The organism is Nannocystis pusilla (assembly GCF_020073745.1).
Classification (GTDB): domain Bacteria; phylum Myxococcota_A; class Polyangia; order Nannocystales; family Nannocystaceae; genus Nannocystis; species Nannocystis radixulma.
This window is the reverse complement of record NZ_JAIRAU010000039.1, coordinates 188353-214397: the sequence shown is the minus strand read 5'-3', so window position 1 is coordinate 214397 and position 26045 is coordinate 188353. Positions and strand designations below refer to the sequence as shown.

The 26045-nt window shown below is 71.1% G+C and carries 14 protein-coding genes; 6 read left to right on the top strand and 8 right to left on the bottom strand.

The genetic code is table 11. The features are described 5' to 3' along the window. Nucleotides 1-155: 155 nt before the first annotated feature. Nucleotides 156-1301 (bottom strand): patatin-like phospholipase family protein, encoded by a 1146-nt coding sequence (locus K7C98_RS28535; RefSeq protein WP_224194948.1) that lies wholly within the window; start codon nucleotides 1299-1301, stop codon nucleotides 156-158. Between the two features lie 49 nt (nucleotides 1302-1350). Here K7C98_RS28535 and K7C98_RS28530 point away from each other — a divergent pair, with 49 nt between their 5' ends. Next, on the top strand, nucleotides 1351-4203 hold the full coding sequence (locus K7C98_RS28530) for a sigma factor-like helix-turn-helix DNA-binding protein (RefSeq protein ID WP_224194947.1): 2853 nt from the start codon (nucleotides 1351-1353) through the stop codon (nucleotides 4201-4203). 418 nt (nucleotides 4204-4621) lie between these two features. Here K7C98_RS28530 and K7C98_RS28525 read toward each other — a convergent pair whose 3' ends face one another. The 3 genes from K7C98_RS28525 to K7C98_RS28515 all read right to left on the bottom strand — a co-directional run bounded on the left by K7C98_RS28525 (nucleotide 4622) and on the right by K7C98_RS28515 (nucleotide 8512). After that, nucleotides 4622-5890 carry a 30S ribosomal protein S1 gene (locus K7C98_RS28525; protein ID WP_224194946.1) on the bottom strand — a complete coding sequence of 423 codons (1269 nt, stop codon included), beginning with the start codon at nucleotides 5888-5890 and terminating at the stop codon, nucleotides 4622-4624. Between the two features lie 88 nt (nucleotides 5891-5978). Next, on the bottom strand, nucleotides 5979-7454 hold the full coding sequence (locus tag K7C98_RS28520) for a serine/threonine protein kinase (protein WP_224194945.1): 1476 nt from the start codon (nucleotides 7452-7454) through the stop codon (nucleotides 5979-5981). A gap of 92 nt (nucleotides 7455-7546) precedes the next feature. Continuing rightward, complete coding sequence (locus K7C98_RS28515) at nucleotides 7547-8512, bottom strand: hypothetical protein (protein WP_224194944.1); 966 nt, start codon at nucleotides 8510-8512, stop codon at nucleotides 7547-7549. 138 nt (nucleotides 8513-8650) lie between these two features. On the opposite strand from K7C98_RS28515, the gene icmF reads away from it, so the two are divergent. From icmF to K7C98_RS28500, 3 genes are all read left to right on the top strand, one after another. Continuing rightward, on the top strand, nucleotides 8651-11977 hold the full coding sequence (gene icmF / locus K7C98_RS28510) for a fused isobutyryl-CoA mutase/GTPase IcmF (RefSeq protein ID WP_224194943.1): 3327 nt from the start codon (nucleotides 8651-8653) through the stop codon (nucleotides 11975-11977). 92 nt (nucleotides 11978-12069) lie between these two features. Then, nucleotides 12070-12609, top strand: a complete 540-nt coding sequence (locus K7C98_RS28505) for a hypothetical protein (RefSeq protein WP_224194942.1) — start codon at nucleotides 12070-12072, stop codon at nucleotides 12607-12609. Nucleotides 12610-12732: 123 nt separating this feature from the next. Continuing rightward, a complete protein-coding gene (locus tag K7C98_RS28500) occupies nucleotides 12733-13650 on the top strand; it encodes a hypothetical protein (RefSeq protein WP_224194941.1) in 918 nt (305 codons plus the stop codon). Nucleotides 13651-13653: 3 nt separating this feature from the next. Here the strand turns inward: K7C98_RS28500 and K7C98_RS28495 are convergent, their stop codons facing one another. Then, nucleotides 13654-14760 carry a Ca2+-dependent phosphoinositide-specific phospholipase C gene (locus tag K7C98_RS28495; protein WP_224194940.1) on the bottom strand — a complete coding sequence of 369 codons (1107 nt, stop codon included), beginning with the start codon at nucleotides 14758-14760 and terminating at the stop codon, nucleotides 13654-13656. Between the two features lie 18 nt (nucleotides 14761-14778). After that, the gene (locus K7C98_RS28490) at nucleotides 14779-15510 is read right to left on the bottom strand and encodes a hypothetical protein (protein ID WP_224194939.1); all 732 of its coding nucleotides are present in this window, start codon (nucleotides 15508-15510) and stop codon (nucleotides 14779-14781) included. A gap of 201 nt (nucleotides 15511-15711) precedes the next feature. Between K7C98_RS28490 and K7C98_RS28485 the strand changes: the two genes are divergently transcribed. Further along, on the top strand, nucleotides 15712-22005 hold the full coding sequence (locus K7C98_RS28485; protein ID WP_224194938.1) for an Ig-like domain-containing alpha-2-macroglobulin family protein: 6294 nt from the start codon (nucleotides 15712-15714) through the stop codon (nucleotides 22003-22005). Nucleotides 22006-22090: 85 nt separating this feature from the next. After that, nucleotides 22091-22951, top strand: coding sequence for a hypothetical protein (locus K7C98_RS28480; RefSeq protein WP_224194937.1), 861 nt, complete (start codon nucleotides 22091-22093; stop codon nucleotides 22949-22951). Between the two features lie 42 nt (nucleotides 22952-22993). Here K7C98_RS28480 and K7C98_RS28475 read toward each other — a convergent pair whose 3' ends face one another. Both K7C98_RS28475 and K7C98_RS28470 read right to left on the bottom strand, forming a co-directional pair. Further along, entirely contained in the window at nucleotides 22994-24496 is a 1503-nt protein-coding gene (locus tag K7C98_RS28475) for a DUF1565 domain-containing protein (RefSeq protein WP_224194936.1), read from the bottom strand. Between the two features lie 310 nt (nucleotides 24497-24806). Continuing rightward, the gene (locus K7C98_RS28470; protein WP_224194935.1) at nucleotides 24807-25997 is read right to left on the bottom strand and encodes an aminotransferase class V-fold PLP-dependent enzyme; all 1191 of its coding nucleotides are present in this window, start codon (nucleotides 25995-25997) and stop codon (nucleotides 24807-24809) included. Between the last annotated feature and the right edge of the window lie 48 nt (nucleotides 25998-26045).

Below are 26045 nucleotides of genomic sequence, written 5' to 3'. Positions count from 1 at the left end.
GCGTCGTCGGCGGCGGGTTGATGATGGCGGCGGGCCTGTGCGGGGTGACGCGCGGCAACTTCCTGCTGGTGTTCGTCGCCCAGGGCGGGATCCTGGCGGCGGTGGTGTTCGGGCTGCGTGCGCTGGTCGAGGCGGCCCAGCGCGCGCTGTGACCGTCACGGGGCGGCCAGGAATGCGGCGATCTCGGCGCGGCGCGCCATGACGTCGCTGAAGCCGAGCTCGAGCAGGCGGCGCGTGTAAGCTGGCTCGAAGGCCAGGTACGAGAGGAGGTCCCAGCCGCGCTCGCCGGTGGCGCCGATGCCTCGCAGGAGGTAGCGGATGAACCGCGGGAACTCGTCGTACTGGTCGACCGCGAGGCGCCCGAGGTCCTGCGAGGGCTGCAGCGCGAGCACGGGGATCGGGCGCAGGCGGCCCGGGATGTCGGCGTGGCGCGTGCGGGGCACGTGGGCGATGGTCTGATTGATGCGCTCGAGCAGCTCGAGGTCGGCCTCGAGCGAGTCGAGGAACACGGCGTTGAGCAGGACGCCGACGATGTCGGCGACGGCGAGCCGCTCGCTGCGCGCCTCGTCGTTGAGCCGGAGGGTTTGATCGGCGGTGCGGGCGTAGCGGATCCCGATCGCCAGCAGGCGATCGGCGCCGAGATGGATCGCGGGGCTGGTGGGCGCGTGCATGCGCACGCAGCCGTCGCCGAAGGGGACGCCGTCGATCGGCACCGGCGGGAAGAACATCGGGATCGCGGCAGAGGCGAACACGTGCTCCAGGCGCAACTTCGTGCGCCGGCCGAGGCGAGTGCTCCGGACCCACGGTCGGGCGTCCGCGTCGGCCTCGAAGAAGCTGACGGCGGTGCCGGTGAGGTAGTTGGTGGCGGTGACGGCGAGCCCGCGCAGGCGGCCCGCGCTCAGGTGCTCGCCGATCCGCGCCAGCGGCAGACGGTCGGCCAGCAGGCCGCGCAGCGGCGCGGTGTCGAGGAGGAAGTTGGTCGGGCTCGCGCCGAAGAGGCCGCCGAGGCTGAGATCGCGGACCCAGCTGCTGCCGATCGCGGCGAGTCGGCGGGTGTCGGTGCGATACACCTGCTGGGGTGTGAGTCGGTGCCAGAAGTCGCGCAGCATCCGCCCGGCGCGGGGGAAGTCGTCGGCGTGCGCGGCCAGATACGCGGCGTTGATGGCTCCGGCGGAGACCCCGGCGATCACCCGGAAGGGCAGCTCCCGCACGCCGGCGACCTCGGCGAGAGCGTGTATGGCGCCTGCCTGGTAAGCGGCTCGCGCTCCGCCGCCGGTGAGGACGAGCCCGTAGGTGGCCACGTCGGCAGGCTAGCACCGGGGCGCGACGTGCGGGCATACTCCTGGCGCGTTGATCGATCCCACGAAGCCCGCCGAATCGGACGCGCACGGGCTGCGCGCCGCGTTTCACCAGCACTTCGGCGCGATCCGAGCGGCCGCCCGCCTGTTCGGGATCCCGTCGCCGCTGCTCGACGACGTCGCGCTGCAGACGTTCGTGATGGCCCACGGCCGCGGAGAGGACCTGCATGATCCGATCATTGGGCGCGCGCGGCTGATCACGCTGACGCGACGGGTCGCCGAGTGGTACCGCGAGGAGCTGCCGGCCACGGTCGCCGACGTGCCGCCGGAATTCCCCGGCGCGGAGGTGCTGGGGCGCTTCATCGCCGGTCTCACGCCGCAGGCGCGCGAGGTGTTCGTGCTGTCCGAGCTCGGTGGCCTGCGGGTCCCCGAGATCTCGGCCGAGCTCGGCGTCGGCTTCGAGGCGGCGCGGGCCCAGGTGGTCGAGCTCGTCCGCGACTTCGCGGCGGCCACGGCCGCGGCCGGTGCGGAGGAGGTGTTGCACGATCTGGTGCGCGCCCTCGATCCGCCGCCCGTGCAGCGCGAGTTGCAGCTCGCCGCGCTGGCGGCTCGCCTGGCGCCGCGGGCGCTGACGCCCGATGGCGCCGAGCCTGCGCATTCGCAGTGGGTGATGCCGATCAGCCTGCGGCGAGCCGAGAGCGGGCCGACGGCGGCGGCCGCCGCCGAGGACGCCGGAAGAGCGCAGATGACTGCAGGGACAGGTCCTTCGGGACAGCCTGGGGGCGAGGTCGCGGGAGGTGCGGGTCCGGGGCCAGGGTCGGCGCCAGGCAGTCCGATGGCCCCTGGGGCAGGTCCTTTGGGCCAGGGAACTGCTTCGCCGGGCGCTCCCGAGTCGCCGGGCGGTCCGTCGATCGTGCTGGCCGGTCTGGATCCGGGCGCACTGGTGGTCCCGTCGAGCGGGCAACCTGTCGTGTCCGGCCTCGGACCGGGGGCGCTGGTCGCTCCTCCTGGGCCGCCGATCGTCGTACCAGGGGCGGCCGCGTTGAACTCTGGCGCAGGGTCGCCGGGGCCTGGGGCGCAGATGGCCGCGGGGACAGGTGGCGCAGCGCCCAGCTGGCAGCCGCCGCCGGGAGTGCCGGGGCCTGGGGCGCAGATGGTCCCGGGGACAGGTGCAGCGCCGGTGTGGGGTCCGCCGCCGGGAGTGCCGGGGCCTGGGGCGCAGATGGCCCCGGGGACAGGTGGCGCGGCGCCGGCGTGGGGTCCGCCGCCGGGAGTGCCGGGGCCTGGGGCGCAGATGGCCGCGGGGACAGGTGCGCCGCCTGTGTGGGGACCTCCGCCGGGAGTCGCGCCGGCGGCACCGCCAGCGGGTGCGTGGGGGCCGGCAGGAGGTCCGGGGAATTCGGGTCCTGCGCCGCTGGCAGGGCAGGGGGGGGCGCCTGCAGGCGCGCCGCCCATCGTCGTTGCGCCGGGGCTGGCGGGGCCTGCAGCAGGGGTGCCGCCAATGGCCGCGGGGACAGGTCCTTTGGGCCAGGTGGCGGGTCAAGTGATGGCGCCCGGGACAGGTCCCTGGGGACAGGGACCGCCAGCCCCGGGTCAGGGGATCGCGCCGGGACCAGGTTTCGTCGGGCACCCGCCGCAGGGGCCGCTCGCGGGACAAACGCCGGGCGCAGGGACAGGTCCAGCGGGAGAACTGCCACCGGGGTCCGCGCCGGGTTGGGCGGCTTCGCAACAGGCGCCGGTCGGGGCGGCCGGTCTGGGACATCCGCAGCAGGCGCCGTTCGCGGGGGCAGGTCCTGTGATTGCGCCGCCGTTCGCGGGGGCAGGTCCTGTGATGGCGCCGGGGACAGGTCCTGGGGGACATCCGCAGCAGGCGCCAGGTCCTGTGATGGCGCCGGGGACAGGTCCTGGGGGACATCCGCAGCAGGCGCCAGGTCCTGTGATGGCGCCGGGGACAGGTCCTGGGGGACATCCGCAGCAGGCGCCGTTCGCGGGGGCAGGTCCTGTAATGGCGCCGGGGACAGGTCCGATCGGACAGCCGGCGCAGCCTCCGGTCGCCGCGCCGGGGCCGTGGGGACCTCCACCCCAGATGGCCGTGCAGGGCCCCTGGGGGCACCCCCAGAGCGGTCCGGCCGTTCGCCAGGCGCCGGCGGCTCCGCAACGGTCGCGCTCGATCGTGGCCGACCTGGACGTGCCCGAGCGCGATCTGACGGAGCGGCCGCGGCGGCTGGTGCCGGGGTCGTTCGCGCTGGTGTTGGTGAGCCTGCTGGTGCTGGGGCTCGCAGGCGGTGGTGGGTATCTCGCGTGGCGTCAGACGCAGGTCGAGCCGACGGTCGAGGCGCCTGTCGAACCGGAGCCCGCGCCGGTGGAGCCGCCGCCGGTCGAGGTGCCCGAGCCGGAGACGTTGCCGCCGGGGCCGGAGACGCCGCCTGCGCCGACGCCCACGCCGACCCCGCCACCGACGCCGCCGGCGACGAAGAGCGGCAAGGCGACGAAGTCCGACAGCGGCGGGACGAGCGGCAAGAAGCAGCCGGCCGAGAAGTCGAACTCGGGGACGAAGTCGGGGTCGGGCGGGGTCAAGAAGATCGAGCCGGTCGACGACCCGCTGGCGAAGCGCAAGGAGCAGGCCGAGGCGGCCGATCCGGGACGCGTGCTGGTCGAGCTCGAGTTCCTCAGCGCGATCGACAAGGCGCTGAAGGCCGGCAACTTCGCCCAGGCGCTGGCGTACGTCGAGCAGCACGATCGGGAGCTGCCGGGCGGACAGCTGGTCGACAAGTTCGACGAGCGACGGATCCGGGCGCTGTGCGGGATGGGACGCGCGAGCGAGGCGCAGTCCAAGGCGGCGCAGATCCTGGCCAAGCGGCCGGCGTCGAAGGTGAAGGCGGCGCTGGCCGATTCCTGCAAATGAGGGGACGTCGCCGGCGACGCCGCTGTCCCGAAGACCATGGTACTTGGGGCAAATGTGCAGCGGCGCCGCGGCCGTACGGGTGCATCACGGCCTGCCTCTCAGGACAGGTAATGTCGCCTCGCCGGGCGAATGGCGCCTTGAATCAAGGCGGCTTTTCGGACAGGTGTCGACGTTACGCCTGAGACGCGCGGGGACCGCTCCCGTGGAGATGCCGAGGTCCGCCCGATCCCGCTGCGGCGGTTGCCGGCTGGTGGCGCGACGAGCCAGCCGAGCTCGTGAGGCGGCCTGACGGTTATTCGCCGCATACAACGAAGCCGCGCCGTCCGCCGGTGAGGCGGAGGCGCGGCTTTTCTCGTCGGTGGCGAAGCCGCGCCGTCCGCCGGTGAGGCGGAGGCGGCTCTTCTCGTCGCAGCGGGTCTCAGGCGCGGCGGCGCGTGGCGCCCGGCTTGGCCTCGGCGGCGCCTTCGCGGGCGGGAGCGGCCTTGCCGGCGGGGAGCTTGGCCGAGATGTCCTTCATCAGGTCGCCGAGGCTGCCGAGGCCCTTGCCGCCGCCACTGGCCTTCTTGGCCTCCTTGGCGAACGACTTGAACGCGGAGCGCTCCTCGGCGGCGGCGACGCCCTGGATGCTGAAGCGCAGCTTGCCCTCGCCGCCGCCGCGACCGAGGACGACGACCTCGACGTCCTTGCCGACGGGGAAGGCGCGCTTCGGATCGGCGTTGGGCGGCAGGCCGAGCTCGCTGGTGGGGACGAGGCCGCGGCCGATCTCGGTGTCGACGAACACGCCGAAGTTGGTCACCTGGCCGACCTTGCCCTGCAGCACCTGCTCGGCGGCGGCGGTGCTGGTGGTCTCGGTCGACTGATCGGCCGCCTTCATCGACAGGCTGATCTTGAGGTCGGTCGGGCTGGTGCCGCGCGGCTCGACGGCGAGCACGCGCACCTTGACGGTCTCGCCGATCTTGATCACGTCGGCGATCTTGTCGACGCGGCCGTGGCCGAGCTCGGAGATGTGGATCATGCCCTCGATGCCGCCGAGGTCGACGAAGGCTCCGTAGGGCTGGATGGTCTGGACGATGCCCTCGAGCTCGGCGCCGACGACCAGGCGCTCGCGCACGGCCTTGGCCTGGTTCTCGCGCTCGTCCTTGAGGACGGCCTTGCGCGAGACGATGACCGATCGGCCGCCGTCGCGGATCTCGATGACCTTGAAGAACTGCTTGGTGCCGACGAAGCGCTCGAGGTCCTGGGCGAAGCCGAGGTCGACCTGCGAGGCCGGGCAGAACGCGCGCACGCTGCCGAGCTCGACCTCGAGGCCCGCCTTGACCGCCTTGGTGACGGTGGCCTCGACCGGCACGCCGCTCTGCAGCGCGAGCTCGAGCGCCTGGGTGTCGATGCCGCCCCTGCCGATCGCGACCACCAACTGGACGCCGTCGGCCGACACGGAGGCCACGGTGGCCCGCAGCTTGTCGCCGACCTTGACCTTGAGGTTGCCTTCCTTGTCGAGGAGCTGGGCGCGATCGATGCGCCCCTCGCTCTTGGCGCCGATGTCGAGGAACACGCTGTCGGCGCCGATCTCGACCACCGGACCCTCGACGAGCTGTCCGGGGCGCACGCGCTTGCTCAGCCTGGCGCGGGTCTGCGCGCCCTGGGCTTCGAACATCGCGGCGAAGTCTTCATCTTGCTGCTGGGCCATGGGGGGCCAAGCTTGGCAAAGCCGACCCCGCGGGACAAGTGCCGGGGCCTCACAAGTCGGCGCCGCCGGTGCGCGCCGTGAGCTGGGCCTAGCCCGGGCGCTTCTTGCCGGTCGTCTTGACCTCGAGCACGGGCGAGATGGGCTTGAGGTCGGGGAACGGCGGCAGGCCGTCAGTGACGGTGAGCGGGCGCCAATTCTGGACCACGTCGATGTAGCCGTCCTTGGTCAGCCGGATCTCGTGCGAGCGGTTGTCACCGACCGGGACGGTGATCTCACACGGCGAATTGCACTGGAATTCGCCGTCCACGTGGACCTTGGCGCCGTCGACGTTGGCCTTGATGAGGGCGCGGTTCTTCGGCAGACCCTCGGAGCCGACCGGCTGCGTGGCCTTGGTCTCGGCGGGCGGCGGCGTGGCTTCGGCGGGGTCGTCGCCGCCGCGCGTGACGAAGACGACCACGGCGAGCAGGACGGCGACGCCGGCGCCGATGCCGATGAACAGGTTGCGGTTCGACTCCTGATTCGGCATCGCGCCGGTCAGCGTGACCCGCTGGGGCCCGCCGGCGCCCACGGCCGCGAACGGCCCGGTGTGCTGGCTGCCGCTGAGCTCGGGGATGTGGACGACCCGGCCCTCCTCGGCGGCCCGCACGGCGCCGATCGCCTGACCGATGAGCTCGGCGAAGCGACCCGCGCTCTGGATCCGCTTGGTGCGATCCTTGCGGAGCGCCAGCTGGAGCAGCTTCGCGGTGAACTGTGAGCCGTTGCGCGGGGTCGGCACCTTGGCCCGCACGTGCTTGAGCATCGTCGCCATCGGGCTCTCGGCCGAGAACGGCGGCTTGCCCTCGATCATCTCGTAGAGGATGCAGCCGAGGGAATAGATGTCGGTGCGGTGGTCGAGGTCCCCGCCGTTGCATTGCTCGGGGGACATGTACTGCGGCGTGCCGAACACCTCGCCGGCCCGGGTGAGGCGCATGGCGTCGACGCCGCCGGCGATGCCGAAGTCGAGGACCTTGACCACGGTGCTGACGCCGACGGTCTCGATGAAGATGTTGTCGGGCTTGAGGTCGCGGTGGAAGATGCCGTTCTCGTGGGCCTCGCTGAGGCTCTCGGCGATCTGCTTGGCGAACTGCAGCGCCTGCAGCTCGGGGATCTTGCCCTGCTCGAGCCGCTCGCACAGGCTGGTGCCGGTGAGCAGCTCCATCACCATGTACGGCCGGCCGTCCTCGCACTCGCCGTGCTCGAACACGCGGATGGTGGAGGGGTGGCGCAGCTGGGCCGTGACCTCGAGCTCACGGCGGAAGCGGATGATGAACTTGTTGTCGGTGAGGCACTCGCGGCGGACCAGCTTGATCGCTACCCGGCGATCGACGCGGTGGTCGTGGGCCTCGAACACGACGCCCATGCCGCCCTCGCCGATCACGCCCAGGAGCTCGTAGCGGCCGTTGATGACGCGGCCGACGTCTTCGTTGAAAGTGACCTCGAGCGTCGACGAAGAAGCGGCGCTGTTGGCCATCTCGCTCTTGCTGAGCAAGGCGTTCGCGGGGCGGCTCTTCGGAATCGGGGGCATTCGTCGACTGGCTCGGGAGTGTATCGTCTTGTCGGCCACGCCACCATCGGCGCGAGGCAGAGGCTCAATTTCGCCAGCGGGGGCGCCGCCACTCAGCTGCCGTGGAAGCTGATGAACGGGTCCGGCGGGCTGTCCTGGCCGGCCTTGAGGTCGAGATGCAGGTGATTGGCGTGTGCCCGGTCGTGATCCGGTGTAAGGAGGGTGTGCACGAGCCCGCCCTGACTGGCGAGGCACACCAGGCCGAGGAGGAGGTCGGCGGCCGGCGCCCCGGCGGGCGGCGGGGCGCCAGGGCCGGCCTCCCGCGGCCCCGGGCAACGACGCAGGGTCCGCCGCGGATAGTGCTCCTCGACCTTCGCGGCCGGGTCACTCCCACGTCGCACCGCGTAAAGATCGAGCGCGAGGCCGAGGTTGTGCTGACTCCTCGGCTTCTGCTGCACGATCTTGCCCCGGCGCAGCGCGGAAAAATATTGCACCTCGGTGACGCCCCGGGCATGCAGCCACTCCGCCAGCGGCACCACAGCGGCGACGAGGCGACAGTCCCAAATTGCGTGGGCGTCGCGCTCGAGATCGGAGGTCCACGGGATCGTGAAGGTGACACCCGCGATCGGGCCGCGGAGTCGCACGGGGATCGCGACCTCGGGCGCCTCGTCGCGTTTGAGCGCGATGAACTCGACCTCGCGCTCGCGCAGGTAGTCGTGGCAGCGCGCGGCGTTCATCGCCATCAGCGCGGTCGCGTGAGGCGTCTGCGCCGGGGCCGCGGGCGTCCACGCGGGCGCCGCCGCGCCCGCGGCCGCCGGCTCCGGACGCGCCGGAGCGCCGGGGCGCGCAGCGGGCCGCGCGGCGGGCCGCTTCGCAGTCTGTCCCTGAGGACCTGTCTCCTTGCACCTGGCACTTGCGACCTGTACCAGAGCGCGGTTGCCGGCGTAGCCGTCGCTGCAATCGGGCGGGCGCGCGGCGGGCAAGCGCCACCGCGGCGCGTTCGACCAGCCGAGGCGGCCTCCCGCTGCGGCCTCGACGTCGGCGGGCACGAGCAGGGCGCCGACGAGAGCGACACTCAAGGTGGTCGCAAGGGCGCATCTGTGTGCATGTGTCATACCTCGCGCGATTGTGAGGCAAGCCGCGACCTCAAGCAAAAAAAACCCCGCCCGGGGCCTTCGGGTCGGGCCTAAGCTGACCGCCGAGGTCGCCCGGAAGCCATGGCCAGCGTCGATTCCAAGCAAGAGACCCCTGTAAACCCGGCTGCCAACGATGAAAACGCGCGCTACGTCGCGCGGCACAAGATCCGCGTGGTGACGGCGGCGGCGCTGTTCGACGGCCACGACGCCGCCATCGGGGTGATGCGGCGGGTGCTTCAGGCGGGCGGCGCCGAGGTGATCCATCTCGGTCACAACCGCGGCGCGGAGGAGGTGGTCGACGCGGCGATCCAGGAGGACGCGCAGGCGATCGCGGTCAGCTCCTACCAGGGCGGCCACATCGAGTACTTCAAGTACATGGTCGACCTCCTGCGCGCGAAGGGGGCCGGACACATCACCGTGTGGGGCGGCGGCGGCGGCGTCATCGTCCCGCGCGAGATCGAGGAGCTGCACGCGTACGGGGTGCGCCGGATCTTCAGCCCCGAGGACGGGCGGCGCCATGGGCTCACGGGGATGATCGACATGATCCTCGCGGGCGCCGACTTCGCCACGGCGCCGGCCGACCCGCTCGCCGAGCTCGCGGCGCTGTGCCAGCCGGGGGCGCTCGCTGCGGCCGATCACAAGAGTCGCCTGGCGCGGCTGATGACGGCGGTCGAGGCGGCCGTGGCCGCGGGCGGCGGCGACCCGCTGCTCACGGCGGTGCGCGCGGACACGGGGCAGGCGCGGGCGCCGGTGCTCGGCATCACGGGCACCGGCGGCGCGGGCAAGTCGTCGCTGACCGACGAGCTGCTGGCGCGGCTGCTGCGCGATCACCCCGACCGCCGGATCGCGGTGGTGTCGGTCGATCCGACGCGTCGACGCACCGGCGGCGCGCTGCTCGGCGACCGCATCCGCATGAACGCGCTGCGCGACCACCGGGTGATGATGCGCAGCCTGGCGACGCGAGCGGCGGGGGTCGAGCTGTCGCGCGCGACCGACGACATCGTCAAGCTGCTGCAGCGCGTCGGCTACGATCTGGTGATCGTCGAGACGTCGGGCATCGGTCAGGGTGACGCCGAAGTCACGCGAATCGCCGACCTCTGCCTCTACGTCATGACCGCCGAGTACGGCGCGCCCAGTCAGCTCGAGAAGATCGAGATGCTCGACGTGGCGCATTTCGTGGCGGTCAACAAGTTCGAGCACAAGGGCAGCAAGGACGCGCTCCGCGACGTCCGCAAGCAGGTCCGGCGCAACCGCGAGATCCCGTATTCGGTGGCAGACGACAAGCTGCCGGTGTTCGGCACCGTCGCCAGTCGATTCTTCGATCGCGGGGTCAACGGCCTGTACGCGGCGCTGTGCGCGGCGCTGAGCGAGCGCCGGGCGGACGCGCCGTGGGTGTGCTCGATCCCGGCGGCGCAGCGCGCGGTGGTCTCCGACACCAGTGATTTGATCCCGCCGGAGCGCCAGCATTACCTGGCGGAGATCGTCAGGCAGGTCCGCGGATACAAGGCGCGGGTCAAGCGACAGGTCCAGCTCGCGCGCGAGATCGGGGCGCTGACGACGGCGCAGCGGCTGCTGGCCGACGAGGTCGATTCACCGGTGTTCGCGCGCAAGCTCGAGGAGCTGCGCGGGCAGCTCGACAGCGACACGCGGCGGGCGCTCGAGGAGCTGCCGAAGCTGTTCGCGGCCTACCGCGAGCCGGAGTTCGTGGTGAAGATCAGGGCCGCGACGGTGCGCTATCCGACCCAGGTGCAGACGCTGTCGGGCACGACGCAGCCGCGCGTGGCGGTGCCCGGCGACGACGAGCCCGGCGCGCTGGTGCGGTTCGCGTTGCTCGAGAACCTGCCGGGGTACTTCCCGTTCACCGCCGGCGTGTTCCCGTTCAAGCGCGACGGCGAGGATCCGAAGCGGATGTTCGCCGGCGAGGGCGGGCCGGCGCGCACCAACGAGCGCTTCCATTACCTGTCGAGCGGCGAGCCGGCCAAGCGGCTGTCGACCGCGTTCGACTCGGTGACGCTGTACGGCTGGGACCCCGACGAGCGGCCGGACGTGTTCGGCAAGATCGGCGAGAGCGGCGTCAGCGTGTGCACGCTCGACGACGCCAAGCTGCTCTACAGCGGCTTCGACCTGTGCGATCCCGCGACGTCGGTGAGCATGACGATCAACGGACCGGCGCCGATCCTGCTGGCGTTCTACATGAACACCGCGATCGATCAGCAGGTCGAGCGCGAGGAGGCGAACATCGGCCGCCCGGTGACCGAGGAGGAGCGGGCGGCGATCGCCGATCGCACGCTGCAGGTCGTCCGCGGCACGGTGCAGGCCGACATCCTGAAGGAGGACCAGGCGCAGAACACCTGCATCTTCTCGATCGAGTTCGCGCTGCGGATGATGGGCGACATCCAGCAGTACTTCATTCAGAAGAAGGTGCGTAACTACTACTCGGTGTCGATCAGCGGCTATCACATCGCCGAGGCGGGGGCCAACCCGATCACGCAGCTGGCGTTCACGCTGTCGAACGGCTTCACGTTCGTCGAGTACTACCGGGCCCGCGGCCTCGCGGTCGACGAGTTCGCGCCCAACCTGAGCTTCTTCTTCTCGAACGGCCTCGACAGCGAGTACACGGTGATCGGCCGCGTCGCCCGCCGGATCTGGGCCATCGCCATGCGCGACCTCTACGGCGCCGACGAGCGCAGCCAGAAGCTCAAGTATCACATCCAGACGTCCGGTCGTTCGCTGCACGCGATGGAGATCGACTTCAACGACATCCGCACCACGCTGCAGGCGCTTTTCGCCTACTACGATCACTGCAATAGCCTGCACACCAACGCGTACGACGAGGCGATCACGACGCCGACCGAGGCGAGCGTGCGGCGGGCCATGGCGATCCAGCTCATCATCACCCGCGAGCAGGGCCTGGCGAAGACCGAGAATGTGCTGCAGGGCAGCTATATCGTCGACGAGCTGACCGAGTTGGTGGAGGAGGCGGTGCTCGCCGAATTCCTCCGACTCGACGAGCGCGGCGGAGTGCTGGGGGCGATGGAGCGACAATACCAGCGAGGCAAGATCCAGGATGAGAGCCTGCTCTATGAACAGCGCAAACATTCGGGCGATCTCCCGATCATCGGTGTCAACACCTTCATCAACCCCAACCGGTCGGGCGACGAGGAGGCGGCCGGCCTCAACTTGACGCGCGCGAGCCACGCCGAGAAGACGGCTCAGATCGACCGTCTACGGGCGTTTCAGGCCCATAACGCGGAGGCGGCCCCGGCGGCGCTCGAGCGGCTGCGGCACGTCGCGTTGTCGGGTGGCAACATCTTCGCGGCGCTGATGGAGACTGCACGAGTCTGCAGTTTGGGACAGATCTCCAGGGCGCTGTTCGAAGTGGGCGGCGAGTATCGTCGGTCGATGTGAGGACTGAGGATGCAGGTCAGGTGGGATGAAATTGATGTGATTGTGCAAATAGAGCCCACCCTGTTCCAAAGTCTTGTGCTAGCCTAGAGGCCATGTCCAAGTACGACGTGTCCCTGGTGTCCGCGGTCGAAGGCCGCAAGCGCCAGATCCTCGTGGATCTGTTGCGCCAGAACTCCGAGCTGACCCTCGGGGAACTGCATCAATTGTCTCGCGGTGAGCTCGGCAAGCTGCTCAGCACGATCACCGTCCAGGATCTCTTGCAGGGCACGGCCCGTGAGGCCGCCCCAGCCGCGGTCTCTCGCCCGGGGCGGCCAGGCCGCAAGCCGGTGGCGAAAGCGCCCGCCGAGTCGAAGGCGAAGGAGCCCGCCGCGGCGCCCGCCAAGGCGGCCAAGGGCGCCAAGGCTGAGCCCGCTGCCGAGGTGAACACGCGTACGCCGGCGGGCCGCGAGGCGTTCGACAAGGGCGTGTTCGAGGCGCTGAAGGCCATCGGCGGCCCCGCGGGCGCCGGAGAGATCCAGCGCCGCGTGGGCGGCACCAACATGCAGGTGCGCTCGGCGGTCAACCGGCTGATCGAGGCCGGCCAGGTCACCTGGACCGGCAAGGCGCGCGGCACTCGTTACCGCGTGGCGTGAGCCGGACAGTCCTGCTCGGACCACTGGAGCCGGTCGGCGAGTCGCTGGAGCGACCGCCGATCGGCTTCGTTGCGCAGCAAGTTGCACACGTGGCGCCGGTCGTGGTTGCGCTACGCTGACGACGTGGGACGCCTGACCCGAACCCTCGTCCACCTGTCCACCTTCGCCGGATTGGCCGTGCTGCTGGTCGGTTGTTCGCGCGAACCCAAGGGAACGACCGCGGGTATCGAGACGACGTCGACGGCGACGCCGACCGGCAGTGACAGCGAGACCTCGACCGGCAACCCCACCGGCGCCACCACGTCGACGGCGACGTCGGAGCCGACGCCGACCACGACGATGAAAGACGATATCGGCGGCATCGGCGGGCAGTGCAACCTGTTCGCGCAGGACTGTCCGCCGGACCAGAAGTGCACCGCGTGGAACGAGGACGGCGGGCCGTTCCCCAACGGCACCCGCTGCGTGCCGGTCGACCTCAACCCGGCGCTGCCGGGCGAGGACTGCCTGGTGCCGGGCAAGTTCGGCGACGGCATCGACAACTGCGACAAGGGCTCGATTTGCCTCGACCTCGAGAACACCGGCAAGGCGACGTGCGTGGCCTACTGCACCGGCACGATGGACGCGCCGGTGTGCCCGCACGCCGAGGACCGCTGCGCGTTCCTGTTCGAGCCGACGGTCCCGGTGTGCTTCAGCAAGTGCGACCCGCTGCTGCAGGACTGCAGCCCCGGCGAGACGTGCGTGCCCAACGAGGCCGCGCTCGGCGCCCCGCACTTCGTCTGCATGCCGCGCGTGTTCCCCCAGCTCGGCAAGTACGGCGATTCGTGCTACGCGCTGTCCGGCTGCGATCCGGGCAACCTGTGCATCTTCGGCGAGAACCTGCCGTCGTGCAAGACGCCGTACTGCTGCTCGGTGTGGTGCGACCTCGATTCGCCGGACAGCTGCAAGGAGTTCGATGAGACGCTCAGCTGCGTGCCGTGGTTCGAGCCCGGCGCGGCCACGCCCGGCTACGAGAACGTCGGTATCTGCGGGATCATGCTGTAGGCGTCACAGCGCCTGCGGGTCCTCGATCGCCGCGGGCGCGCAGTCGGGCGGCGCCGTGCGCGGGTTGCAGCGCGACGGCGTCCCGCCCGGGAGCTCGAACACGTAGTCGTATTTGTCGCCCTTCGGCGGCGGGTAGTCGGTGCTGATGAAGTGGGCGCCGCTCGCCAGCGCCGCCTCGGCGCGGGCCGTGTCGCCCTGGCTCGGCTCGACGTTGTCGGCGTCGGCGCGCGTGCGTACGAGGTGGCCGGCGGCCGCCACCGCCTCGATCTGCGCCGCCTCGGCGATCGGGTCATTGAGCGAGTGGACCGCCGCGAACGGCAGCGAGACGTCGCCGAATGCGTCGGGGAACAGCAGCCGCCCTGCCGTGGTCGTGCCACCCGCCGTGTACGCGTCGCGCCACTGCCCGCCGTCGTGGAGGACCAGCAGCAGCTTGCCGCGCGCGTCGTCGAGGGCCGGCCAGCCGTTCGCGGCGAGGCCGTCGCGCAGGTTGACCGCGGCGCCCTGCACGTCGTCGGGCACGACCAACCGCTCGCGCGGCCACACCGCCAGGATCTGCGACTCGAGGGTCGCCAGCAGCGCCTGCGCGTCGGCGGGCTGAAACGGGCTCTTGAGCTCGAGCATCACGTACAGCGGGTGATGGGCGAGATGTCCGTCCGACCATGTCTTCAAGGCCATCAAGCAGTCGACCAGGGTGGCGCAGGTCGACGTGGTGTCGAGGAGCTCGAGGTGATAGACGTCGATCGGCGCGTCGACGGCGGTGAAGTAGAGGTCGAGCTCGAACTTGCGGGCGCCTTGCTGCGCGAGCTGCTGGTCGAGCGGCAGGTGCGTGTAGTCCCACTCCTTGACGAGGGCGCCGGGGGACACGTGATAGCTGTTGTGGGTGCCGAGCGCTTGCAGGTGATTGATCCGCAGGCGCTCGTCGAATAGGCCGGTGGTGGTGCTCTCGCCGGTGGTCGGCGCGGCCTCGCCGGTGGTCGTGGTGACCTCGCCGGTGGCCGTGCTCGTGGTCGCCGCGGCGCTCGTGCCGGTGGTCGCGTCGGTGGTGGCGGCGGGTTCGCTGCAGGCGGCGAGGATCGAGGCGAGACAGCACAGCGGCACGAGTCGCGTCATGGCGCGATCGTAGCTGCGTCAGAACACGCAGTCGAGGGTGGCCTCGTGGACCACGGGGACGTCGACGCCGCCGCTCTGGAACGTCAGGTCGAGGCGGTACGGCTGATTGCAGAAGGCGCAGCCGGGGGTGGGCGGACCCTGCTGTTTCATCTGCTCCTGATCGAGCGACTGGCCGGCGCCCACCGGGCCGCTCTGGTCCGGCGCGACGGTGATGTCGTGGACGCTCGGCATGTTGTCGGGCGACAAGGTGATGGTCGCCTTCGTCAGCTCGGCGGAGGTCGCTGCGAGGCCCTGCGAATTGTCGTAGGTGACGGTCCAGAAGCCGAGGATGTTGTCGGGTTCGACGATCGGCATACAATTGGCGTAGATGGCGATGTCCTTCAGGGTGATCGCCAGCGCGTCGCCGCTCGGGGCCCCGGTGGTGCTGTCCGAAGGGTCAGTCGAGCCGGTGTCGCCATCGGTGGTGTCGCCGGTGGTCGTCGTGGTGGTCGTGGTCGTATCGGTGGCGTCGGTGGAGGTCGGCGCCGGGGTCGAGGTCGAGGTGGTGTCGAGCCCAGTGGTCTCGCCGATGCTGTCGCCGGTGGTGTCGGTCGTGGCGCCGGTCGTGGGCTCGGTGGCGGTCCCGGTCCCGCTGGAACCACCGGTGGTCGAGTCGGTGGTCGACCCGGTTCCGGTCGAGGCGCCGCCGTCGTCACCGCACGCGGCAATGAGGAGTGGGGCGATTAGGCCAAGCAGCGTGAGGGGTTTCATGGTGGCGGAGGGTGGCAGCCGTGACCGGGCCCCGCAAGCGCACGCCGCTCGGACCGTTGTTCCGCTGGAGATCGCCCCGGGTCGCGCCCGCGCGTCGACGCACTCGATCGCGGCGTCCGCGTGTGTAAGCATGAGCCCCGCCTCCGCGTTTGCGTGGCGTTTCCGCTCCCCCCTTTCACCCGAATGTGAATCGAGCGCTCCATGCGTGACCACGCCAACAAGCGACAGATCCGGCGCACCGGCCCGGCGGGCCTCTTCGCCGCGATGTTCTTCCTCCCGGCTTGCACTCCGAAGACTCCGCCTCCTGCGGCCGACACCGGGGCGACCCCCGAGGCTGCCGGGCAACCTGCCAGGCTCGACCTGTGGGCGGGCGTACCGGCGATCGAACCCGAGGCGAGCGATATCGCCGGCGAGTTGACGCCGACCGCCGGACCCAAGCCGCCGCCGAGCGTCAGCGAGAAGATCGAGCTGCCGTTCCCGCCGCCGGCGCCGCCGAGCAAGCAGACCCAGGACCTGGTCGAGGAGGGCCCGCTGAAGGTCCTGCGCACCAGCCCGACGGAGAAGGCGCCGGGGCTGGTCGGCTCGGTGAGCGCGGTGTTCAACCAGCCGATGGTCCCGCTGGCGTCGATCGACGACCTCAAGCTCGAGCGCTCGCCGCTGACCATCGAGCCGCTGCCGAAGGGCAAATTCCGCTGGCTCGGCACGCAGATGATCGCGTTCGAGCCCGAGGGCCGCATGCCGTACTCGACCACGTACACGGCCAAGGTCGTGTCCGGCGAGACGTCGACGCTCGGGACCAAGCTCGCCAAGGAGGTGAAGTGGCAGTTCACCACGCCGGGCCTCGAGGTCGAGACGCACTGGCCGGGCGAGTTCGGCGACGCCACGCTCGACACGCCGATCGTCATCCAGTTCAACCAGGCGATCGACCGCGACAAGCTGCTCGCGGCGCTGCGCGTGCGCGGCGGGGGCGGGGAGGTCAGCGTCAGCGCGGTGGCGCCGGAGCAGTGGGAGGGCCTGCCCGAGCCGTTCCGCTCGCAGGCCACGCGCGGCCCGAAGGAGCGCGTGATCGTGCTGCGGCCGACCGGCGCGCTCGCGGCCAACACGCTCTACACCGTCGAGATCCCGGCCGGTGTATACGGCGAGGGTCCGAACGCGAGCAAGGCGATCAAGCTCAAGGTGCGCACCTTCCCGCCGCTGACGCTGAGCGGCCCGCGGTGCTCGCAGCAGTACTACTGGGAGTGCAACCCGCAGGGCGGCATCCAGATCAGCGCGTCGACGCCGATCGTCAGCGACCCGGGCTTCGAGAAGAAGGTCCGGGTCACCCCTGAAGTGCCCGACCTCAAGGTCACGGTCGGCGGCGGGATCCACCTCGCCGGCGGGTTCCGCGGGCTCGGCACCTACACGATCGAGGTCGATGCTGGCCTGAAGGACATCCACGGCCAGGAGCTCAAGGCGCCGTACCGCAAGACGGTCACGCTGCCGGCGCTCGACGCCTCGCTGCAGTGGGCCGACCGCCCGGTCGACCCTGCGGTGCTCGAGCCGAGCCACTCCGGCGTGCTCGAGGCGCGCGCGACCGGCCTGACCTCGGTGGAGGTCCGGGCGAGGTCGTTCGAGCCGGCCGAGATCCGCAAGGTCCTGATCGACCGCCACGTCCGCTACGACGGCGAGTGGCCCGAGCCGCTCAAGAGCCCGACGTGGGACAAGATGTTCGACGTCAAGGACTCGCGGGTCGAGGCGTCGATCCTGCCGCTCGACGCCAAGGCGCTCGGCGCCGGCGCGGGCAAGTTCGTGCTGCTCGGCGCGCGCTCGAACCAGCTCGGCGGCAGCGGCTGGCACTACCGCCAGTCGCTGTCGCAGGTGGTCCAGATCACCCGCCTCGGCGTGACCGCGGCGCTCGACAGCGACAGCGGCGTCATCCTCGTCACCGACATCGAGACCGGCGCGCCGATGGCGGGCGTCGAGCTCGCGCTGCACAACATGGCGCTCGACGGTCCGGTGTGGTCCGGCAAGTCGGGCCCCGACGGCCTGGCCGAGCTGACCCACGGCACGATGTACGATCAGCCCTACATCCTCGCCCGCCACCAGGGCGAGGCCGCCTACATCCCGCTGCAGCAGACCGCGGACAATTCGTGGGGCTCGTGGATGAACGGCAACCGCGAGGACGAGCCGCGGATCTTCTTCTACAGCGATCGCCAGCCGTACAAGCCGGGCGAGACGGTGCACATGCAAGGCATCGTGCGCGAGGAGACGCGCGGCCCCGCGGGCAAGGTCCAGCTGTGGCGCGCCGGCACGACCGCGAGCTACACGGTGACCGGCCCGCGCGGCCACGAGGTCGCCAAGGGCGAGCTGAAGATCGGCCAGTTCGGCACCTTCAGCTTCGACATCCCGATCCCCGCCGACGGCGACACGGGCAGCTATCAGCTGCACGTCAGCTCGCCGGGCGGGCTGTTCTCGAACGAGCGCGCCTTCTACCACTCGTTCGAGGTCCAGCAGTTCCGCGCGCCGGAGTTCGAGGTCAAGGTCGAGCGCCCGGCCGAGGCCCCGCTGCTCTACGGCGACACGCTGCAGGCCGACATCAAGGCCAGCTACCTCCACGGCGCGCCGATGGTCGGCGCCGCGGCGACGTACACGCTGCGCCGCCAGGACTCGCCGTACCGCCCGCCGGGCAGCGAGAACGAGGCGTTCACGTTCGGCCAGGGCGGCTCGGAGTGGTGGATGCAGGGCGGCGGGTTCGGCTACGGCGGCTTCGGCCGCGGCAAGATCGGCTTCCCGACGCCGTACGGCAGCGGCATGCTGGTGCGCCAGGGCAGCGGCCAGACCGACGCGCGCGGCCTCCTCAGCGTGAGCCACGTGCTCGCCGCGGTCGAGACGCCGTGGGGCCAGAAGACGCCGGTGCCGCCGGCCGGGCCGAAGTCGGAGGAGCCGCCGGGCGCGTCGACGTACACGCTCGAGGCCAACGTCACCGACGAGAACCGCCAGGCGATCGCCGGCCGCGCGACCTACGTGGTCCACCCCGCGAGCGAGTACGCCGGCGTGCGCGCCGATCGCTCGGTCTACCGCGCGGGCGAGCGCGCCCGCCTCGAGGCCGTGGTCGTCGACGTCGACGGCAAGCGGATCGCGGGCCGCGACGTCGCGGTCAAGCTGGTGCGCAAGGAGACCTCGCGCGCCGCGGTGCAAGAGGGCGGCGCGTGGCAGTACAAGTACGAGACCGTCGACGTCGAGGTCGGCAGCTGCGCGCTGGTCTCGGCCGACGCGCCCGTCCATTGCGAGGTCGTGGTCGACAAGGCCGGCAGCTACGACATCCGCGCGCTGATCACCGACCCCAAGGGCCACAAGTCGCTGTCGAAGCACCCGTTCTACGTCTACGGCGAGGACGCGGTGGTGTGGCAGCAGGACCAGCACCGCGTCGACATGGTGCCGGACAAGCGCACCTACGAGCCCGGCGACAAGGCCACGGTGCTGGTGCGCTCGCCGTTCGACAAGGCGCGCGGTCTGGTGGTCATCGCCCGCGAGGGCATCGTCTCGCACCACACGATCGAGGTGGAGGGCGGGGCGGCGACCATCGAGGTGCCGATCGACGAGGCCCAGATCCCGCAGGTGCGCGCGTCGATCCTGCTGGTGCGCGGGCGCGTCGACGTGCCCGGCGCGCCGCCCGGACAGGACCTCGGCCGCCCGGCGTTCGCCGTCGGCCAGGTCGACCTCAAGATCGCGCCGACGCGCAAGCAGATCGCGCTCGAGGTCCTGCCCGAAAAGACAGAAGTGGCGCCGAAGGACACGCTGAAGCTCAAGATCAAGGCCAGGGACGCCGGCGGCGCGCCGCAGAAGGCCGCCGTCGCGGTGATGGTCGTGGACGAGGGCGTGCTCAGCCTGATGGGCTTCCAGACCCCGGACCCGCTGGCGTTCTTCCACCACGAGCGCGACCCCGGCGTCAGCCTGTTCGACATGCGTCAGTTCCTGGTGGCGAAGAAGGAGCAGGAGCCGCCGGCCCCGCCGCCGCCGCCCGACGAGGCGCAGATGGCTCCGACCGACGGTGATGTGTGGGGCGGCCTCGCCCTCAACGGCGTGGGCCGTGGGGGCGGCGGCACCGGCTCCGGCTACGGCGCGATGGCCGACAAGGGCGGGGCCATGCCTGCGGCCGCGCCCGCACCGACGATGCCGATGGCCGAGGCCAAGGTCGCCGAAGAGAGCGAGGAGCGGGCCGTCCCACAAATGGCCAAGCGCGCGCGCCAGGCCACCGCGACGGCGGCGCTCGACGCCAGCGTGGCGATGAACCAGCCGATCTCGCTGCGCTCGCTGTTCGCGACCACCGCGTACTTCAACGCCGAGGTCACGGTCGACGCCAGCGGCGAGGCGACCGTCGAGATCCCGATGCCGGAGAACCTGACCAGCTTCCGCATCATGGCGGTCGCCGTCGACCCCGATCAGGCCGATCGCTTCGGCTCGGGCGAGGCCTCCGTCAAGGTGCGCAAGCCGATCATGCTGCGGCCGAGCCTGCCGCGCTTCGCCAACTTCGGCGACAAGTTCGAGGCCTCGGTGATGGTCGACAACCAGACCAGCGAGCCGCAGGCGATCCTCGTCGGCACGCGCGGCAGCAACGTCGTCATCTCGGGCGAGCCCACGCAGGGCGTCGAGATCCCGGCCGGCGAGTCGCGCGAGGTCCGGTTCCCGATGGCCGTCGATCGCGTCGGCACCATGCGCCTGCAGTTCGCCGCGCTGTCGAACGGCGGCCGCGACGCCACCGAGCTGGCGCTGCCGGTCCACTATCCGGCCACGCGCCAGGCGTTCGCCGACTACGGGGTCACGAGCGACAGCATCTCGCGCGCGATCAAGGTCCCCGAGGACGCGCTGAAGGCGTTCGGCGGGCTCGAGCTGAGCATGAGCTCGACCGCGCTGACCGGCCTCGAGGACGCGGTCGACTACCTCATCGGCTACAAGTACGAGTGCACCGAGCAGCTGGCCAGCCGCCTGCTGCCGATCTTCGTGCTCGGCCCGGTGCTCGAGCAGTTCCCGATCGCCAGCGTCAGCGACCTGGCCAAGCGGCAAGCGCTCGGCGCCGAGGGCGTCGCGCGGATCCAGACGCGGCAGAACTGGGACGGCGGCTTCCGCTACTGGGACGAGGCCGCGCGCAGCTCGCCGTACCTGACCGCGTGGGTGACCTTCGCCTGGCTCGAGGGCAAGAAGGCCGGGTTCAAGGTCGACGACGGCGCCATCGATCGCGCGATGGCCTACCTCGACAACTTCGTGCGCAACGGCGAGGCGACGCCGTGGGGTCGCTACTACGATCACACCAGCCGGGCCTTCGCGCTGTGGCTGATGAGCCGCGACGGCCGCGGCAGCGACCTGTTCGAGCGCGTCTACGCCAAGCGCAAGGAGATGCCGCTGTACGCCCACGCGCTGCTGCTGGCGACGGCGCAGCGCTACGGCATGACCGGCCCGCGCGACGCGCTGCTGAAGGAGTTCAAGGCCAAGGTGGTCGAGAACGCCAGGACCGCGCACTTCGCCGAGAGCGCGCGCGAGGGCGACGACGGCTACGGCCTGCAGGTGCTCATGCACTCCGACGTGCAGACCGACGCGATCGCGCTCATGGCCCTGCTCGAGGTCGCGGCCGACGACCCGCTGCTGCCGAAGGTGATGGCGGGGATCCTCGACAGCCGCGACCCGCAGAAGGGCGGGCAGTGGGGCACCACGCACGCCAACGCGTGGGCGCTGCTGGCGGCCAGCCGCTACTTCACGACCATCGAGAAGGACGTGCCCGACTACGTCGCGCGCGTCTGGCTCGACACCGCGTTCGCCGGCGAGCGCGCGTTCAAGGGCCGCAGCATGGCGGTGGTCGAGCAGCAGATCCCGATGCAGAAGCTCGTCGAGCAGAAGCCGCGCGAGCTGCTGCTGAGCAAGGAGGGCCCGGGCCTCTTGTACTACCGCCTCGGCCTCCGCTACGCGCCCGCCGACCTGGCCATGAAGGCCGAGTCGCAGGGCTTCACCGTGCACCGCAGCTACGAGCCGCTGGCGCAGGGCGGCGACAAGCCCGACCCCGAGTCGGTCAAGAAGCTGGACGACGGCACCTGGCAGATCAAGGCCGGCGCGCTCGTGCGCGTCAACCTCACGCTCGTCGCCAAGGACCGCGCCAACTTCGTCGTCATCGACGATCCGCTGCCGGGCGGCTTCGAGGGCCAGAACGCCAAGTTCTCCACCACCCTGCGCGACGTGGAGGGCGGGGTGGAGAGCCAGTCGGTCGACAGCAGCGTCCCGTTCTTCGGCGAGCTCGGCGGCTGGTGGTGGTGGCGCCCGTGGTGGCGCTTCGACCACACCGAGATGCGCGACGATCGCATGCTGCTGTTCTCGAACCACATGCCGGCGGGCGTCTACACGTACAGCTACACCGCGCGCGCGACCACGATCGGCGAGTTCGAACTGCCGCCCGTGCGCGCCGAGGCGATGTACATGCCGGAGCTGTTCGGCCACGGCGCCTCGACCAGGGTGCGCGTGGTCGAGTGACCTCGTCCGCGTCCGGTCCCGCCCGGCGGCTCGCTCGCCGGCGGGACTGGTCGCGGTGCCCACCTCGTGCAACTCTCGGAGGACGATGACCGCGCCGCGCTCGCTCGTCCTCCTCCTCGCGCTCGCCGGCTGCGGCGGGCACGGCCGCGGCGGCAAGCGCGACGTCGCGCCGCCCGACGCCGCCGGCGAGGCCGCGCAGGTCAAGCTGTTCGACGACATGAGCGTCGAGAGCCGCACCGGCGGCGGCACCGGCAGCGCCGAGGCCCCGATCCCGCGCTGCGGCCCGCGCGACTCCTATCAATACGTCGCCCGTGAGTTCCGCTGCCCGGGCGGCGGCAATCCGTTCGACGGCGACGCCCAGGCCGCCTCCGCCGCGCGCACCGGCAGCCTCGGCCCCGACGCCCGCGGGCACATGATCGACGTGTACGAAGTGCCATGTCCCAAGGGGAAGGTGGAGGTGTTCGTCGACATGTACGGCTGCCCCGAGATGGAGGCGCAGCTGCTGCGCGATCGCAACCTCGCCGACCCACTCGAGCTCGACGTCCACTTCGCCGCCGGCCGCTACGACGAGGTCCGCACCCGCTGCATCGCCCTCGCCGACGAGGCCGAGCGCCGCGGCAGCAGCGAGGACTCGCCGTCTCTCAGCGTGTATCACTGCGGGATCTTCACGCCCGCGCTGCTGGTGCGCGCCGGCCTCACCGACCAGGCGGTGGTGGCCGCCGGGCAGACCTGTCAGTCGTACCCGCCGGTGTCGCCGCGCAGCAGCGTGCGCGTCGAGGTCCTGATCGGCATGGTCGACGCGATCGCCCGCATGTGGGCCGGCGACAAGGTCCCGGCCAGGGAGGGCGGCGAGCGCCTCCAGGCGTTGCTCCCGCAGCTGCTGCGCGCCTGCGCCGTCGATGCCGACACGTTCATGCGCGCCTTCGAGGCGGCGAGCGGTCCGTGACCGCGCGAGCACGCCGCGATCCGGGCGCCCGCTCGCGCGCGGTCACTGGCAGCCGCCGTCCCACTCGTGCGCGCCGATGCTGAGCGGCAGCGTGCGCGGGAGGCCGTCGATGTCGTCCGGCACTTCCGCGGTGATGTCGCGACCGCCCTGCGTCACCGTGCACGGGCTGAGGGCGTCGAGGACCATGTCGTCGTCGGGGCCGACGATGGTCTGCGCCAGCTTGAGGTTGTCGGCGGCGTTCGCCAGCCCGTCCTCGAACTCCATCACCGTCTTCCACTGTCGCATCGGGCTGCTCCCGTAGAGGGTCCAGTTGCAATCGAGCACGTTGTTGCGCGCGTTCTTCGGCACCGACCCGCCGCTGTTCGAGAAGACGCAAGTCGCGGAGATGTTTTCCGACTCGATCAGGTTGTTGTCGACGGTCGGCGTCGCGTTCATGCCCAACCAGATCCCGTAGGGGGTGCCGATGTCGACGTCCTGCAGGTAGATGCTGTTACCCAGGACCTTCGCCGCGCCGCCTTCCAGATAGATCCCGTACGCCTTGCCCAGCACGCCGGACATGTCGATCACGTTGTCGGCGATCAGGCCGTTGGAACTGACCGCCGTGACGGCGAACGAGGGCCTCGGGACGTCGACGACGTCGAAGCGGAAGCGGTTGGCGACGATGTTCGGGTCGCCGAAGTCGACGCGGATGCCGACGATCCGGGTCGAGGCGACGTCCTCGGTCGGTTCGATGACGTTGTTGCGGATGGTGGCGTCGCCCGCCACGAACAGCGCGGCCCGGTGCTCCCCGCGCGAGACGCCGACGTGGAAGCCGTCGAGCACCGTGCCGCCGGACACGCCGGCGGGGATCTCGATCGACCGGTGGGGATCGGAGTCGGACGACGGGAGCGCCACCGCCGACTCGTCGACGATTCGCGTGACGTACTGCGCCGGGTCGCGCTCGCCCCAGTCGGCCCGATAGCCGCCGTACAGCGAGACGCCGTCGAGCATCACGATGTGGTCGTCGTTGCTGTAGTCGACGGCGTAGTCGCCCTCGGCGACGCGGATGGTGTCGATGGTGCCCAGCTGCCCGGCCCTGTCGATGGCCCACTGGATCGTCCGCAGCGGCAGCTCGACGGTCCCGGGGTTGCCGTCTTGACCGTCGCCGCGCACGTAAAGCACGTTGGCCTCGCCGCCGATCCCGGTAGTGCTGCCGTCGCTGGTCGAGCTCTCGGTTGTGGTGTCGGTGGTCGTGGTGTCGGTGGTCGTGGTGTCGCCGGTCGTGGTGGTGTCGCCGGTCGTGGTGTCGACGGCCATCGTGTCGCCGGTCGTCGGCTGCTCGGTCGTGGTCGACGTGGTCGGGCTCGACGTGGCATCGGTGCCCATGGTCGTGTCGGGCGCGCTGGCCGACATCGTCGACTCGCCCGCCGACGTGTCGGGGCTCGTGGCGCCGGGTTCGGTGGTGCTCGAGGTGGACGCGCTGCCGTCACCTCCGCTGTCGCCACACGCCGGGCTCAGCGCCGCTGTTGCCGTCAACCCGAGGATCGATAACGCAGAAATTCGCATGCTTCGGAGCCTAACGAGGTACGCGTAGAACGGCAATAGCATGGGGTTACTCGCAAGAATGCGCCAATAATATGTTGTTCAATATTTCGTTTTGTACAACACAACGAAAACGCGGCGACGTGGAGACGTGTCGCCGGCGCGCTCCGGTCAGCCACGGGCCTGTCGTTCGCCGTCGATCACGGCCATGACCGCGGGTTCGTACGCGTTCGCCAGAACTCGTGGAGGCGCGCCCCGGCCCGCGCTCTCGCGCCCCGGGCCGCCCCACCGCGCGCGCTCGCGGGCGCGTCGACCTCGTCGGCGACCTCCGCGGTCAGCCCAGCTCGACCTGCAGGGCCCGCGCGAGCGCCTCGTAGTGGGCGACCTCGTTGTACAGCTGCGCCGAGATCCGGATCAGCCGGCGCGGCGGGGCCGGCCACGGCGGCAGCGGCACCTCGATGTTGTGGCGCAGCAGCAGCGTGTCCTGCAGCGCGTCGGAGGTGAGCGGCGTGACCGTCTGTCCTTCGGGACCTGGCGGAAGGGGCAGGCTGGCGAGGCTGCCGAGCATGTCCGCGGGGGCAGGTAGCGCGACGCCGAGGGCCGCGGCGACGATCTCGCGGCCGGCGCACACCAGGGCGTGGTTTCGGGCCTGTACTTCGGGCCAGCCGCCCGGCAGCAGCGAGCCGAGCTCGCGCAGGGCCGTGGGGACGCACAGCCACGGGGTGGGGTCGGCGGTGCCGGTCCAGTCGAACTCGGCGTGCAGGCGCGATCGCCCGCATGGGCCGGTGAAGCCGTGGCTGATCACGACGGGGTGGATCGGCCCCTGGCGATCGCGGCGGACGTGGAGGATCGCCGCGCCCTTGGGCGCACACACCCATTTGTGCAGGTTGCCGGTGTAGTACGCGGCCCCGAGGGCGTTCAGGTCGAGCGGCACCATGCCGGGCGCGTGCGCCCCGTCGACCAGGCAGTCGACCCCGCGCTCGCGCAGCGCGGCGACGATGGCGGCGATCGGCAGCACCAGGCCGGTCGGGCTGGTGACGTGGTCGACGATCGCCAGGCGGGTCCGCGGGGTGACCGCGGCCAGGATCGCCGCCAGCGCCGCCTCGGGGCCGGCGATGGGGAAGGGCAGGGCGGCCGTGACCACGCGGGCACCTGTCCGAAGAGCCACGTAGCGAGCTGCGTTGTTGCAGGCGTTGTAGCCGTGGTCGGTGACGAGCAGCTCGTCGCCGGCCGAGAAATCCAGCGAGCGGAGGACCCCGTTGACCCCCTCGGTCGCGTTGCGCACGAACACCAGGTCGAGCGGGTCGGCGCCGACGAACGCGGCGACGGCCTCGCGCGCGGCGTCGAGCGGCCCCTGCAGATCGCGGAGGAAGAAGCGCACGGGTTCCCGCTCCATGCGCAGTCGCAGCTCGTCCTGGACGGCGAGCACCGCGCGCGGGCAGGCGCCGAAGCTGCCGTGGTTGAGGAACACGACCCCGGGATCGAGGCTCCAGCGGCTCCGGAGGTCGGCTGCTGCGGGCGACATCCCCGATCCTTACCACGCCCGCCGCGGCGCATCCTCATTATACTGTCC

Bases quoted from the DNA above. Each gene is read 5' to 3' on its own strand.
- K7C98_RS28525 (WP_224194946.1), bottom strand. From the start codon at position 5,890: ATGGCCCAGCAGCAAGATGAAGACTTCGCCGCGATGTTCGAAGCCCAG.
- K7C98_RS28520 (WP_224194945.1), bottom strand. From the start codon at position 7,454: ATGCCCCCGATTCCGAAGAGCCGCCCCGCGAACGCCTTGCTCAGCAAG.
- icmF (WP_224194943.1), top strand. From the start codon at position 8,651: ATGGCCAGCGTCGATTCCAAGCAAGAGACCCCTGTAAACCCGGCTGCC.
- K7C98_RS28505 (WP_224194942.1), top strand. From the start codon at position 12,070: ATGTCCAAGTACGACGTGTCCCTGGTGTCCGCGGTCGAAGGCCGCAAG.
- K7C98_RS28495 (WP_224194940.1), bottom strand. From the start codon at position 14,760: ATGACGCGACTCGTGCCGCTGTGCTGTCTCGCCTCGATCCTCGCCGCC.
- K7C98_RS28490 (WP_224194939.1), bottom strand. From the start codon at position 15,510: ATGAAACCCCTCACGCTGCTTGGCCTAATCGCCCCACTCCTCATTGCC.
- K7C98_RS28485 (WP_224194938.1), top strand. From the start codon at position 15,712: ATGCGTGACCACGCCAACAAGCGACAGATCCGGCGCACCGGCCCGGCG.
- K7C98_RS28480 (WP_224194937.1), top strand. From the start codon at position 22,091: ATGACCGCGCCGCGCTCGCTCGTCCTCCTCCTCGCGCTCGCCGGCTGC.
- K7C98_RS28475 (WP_224194936.1), bottom strand. From the start codon at position 24,496: ATGCGAATTTCTGCGTTATCGATCCTCGGGTTGACGGCAACAGCGGCG.
- K7C98_RS28470 (WP_224194935.1), bottom strand. From the start codon at position 25,997: ATGTCGCCCGCAGCAGCCGACCTCCGGAGCCGCTGGAGCCTCGATCCC.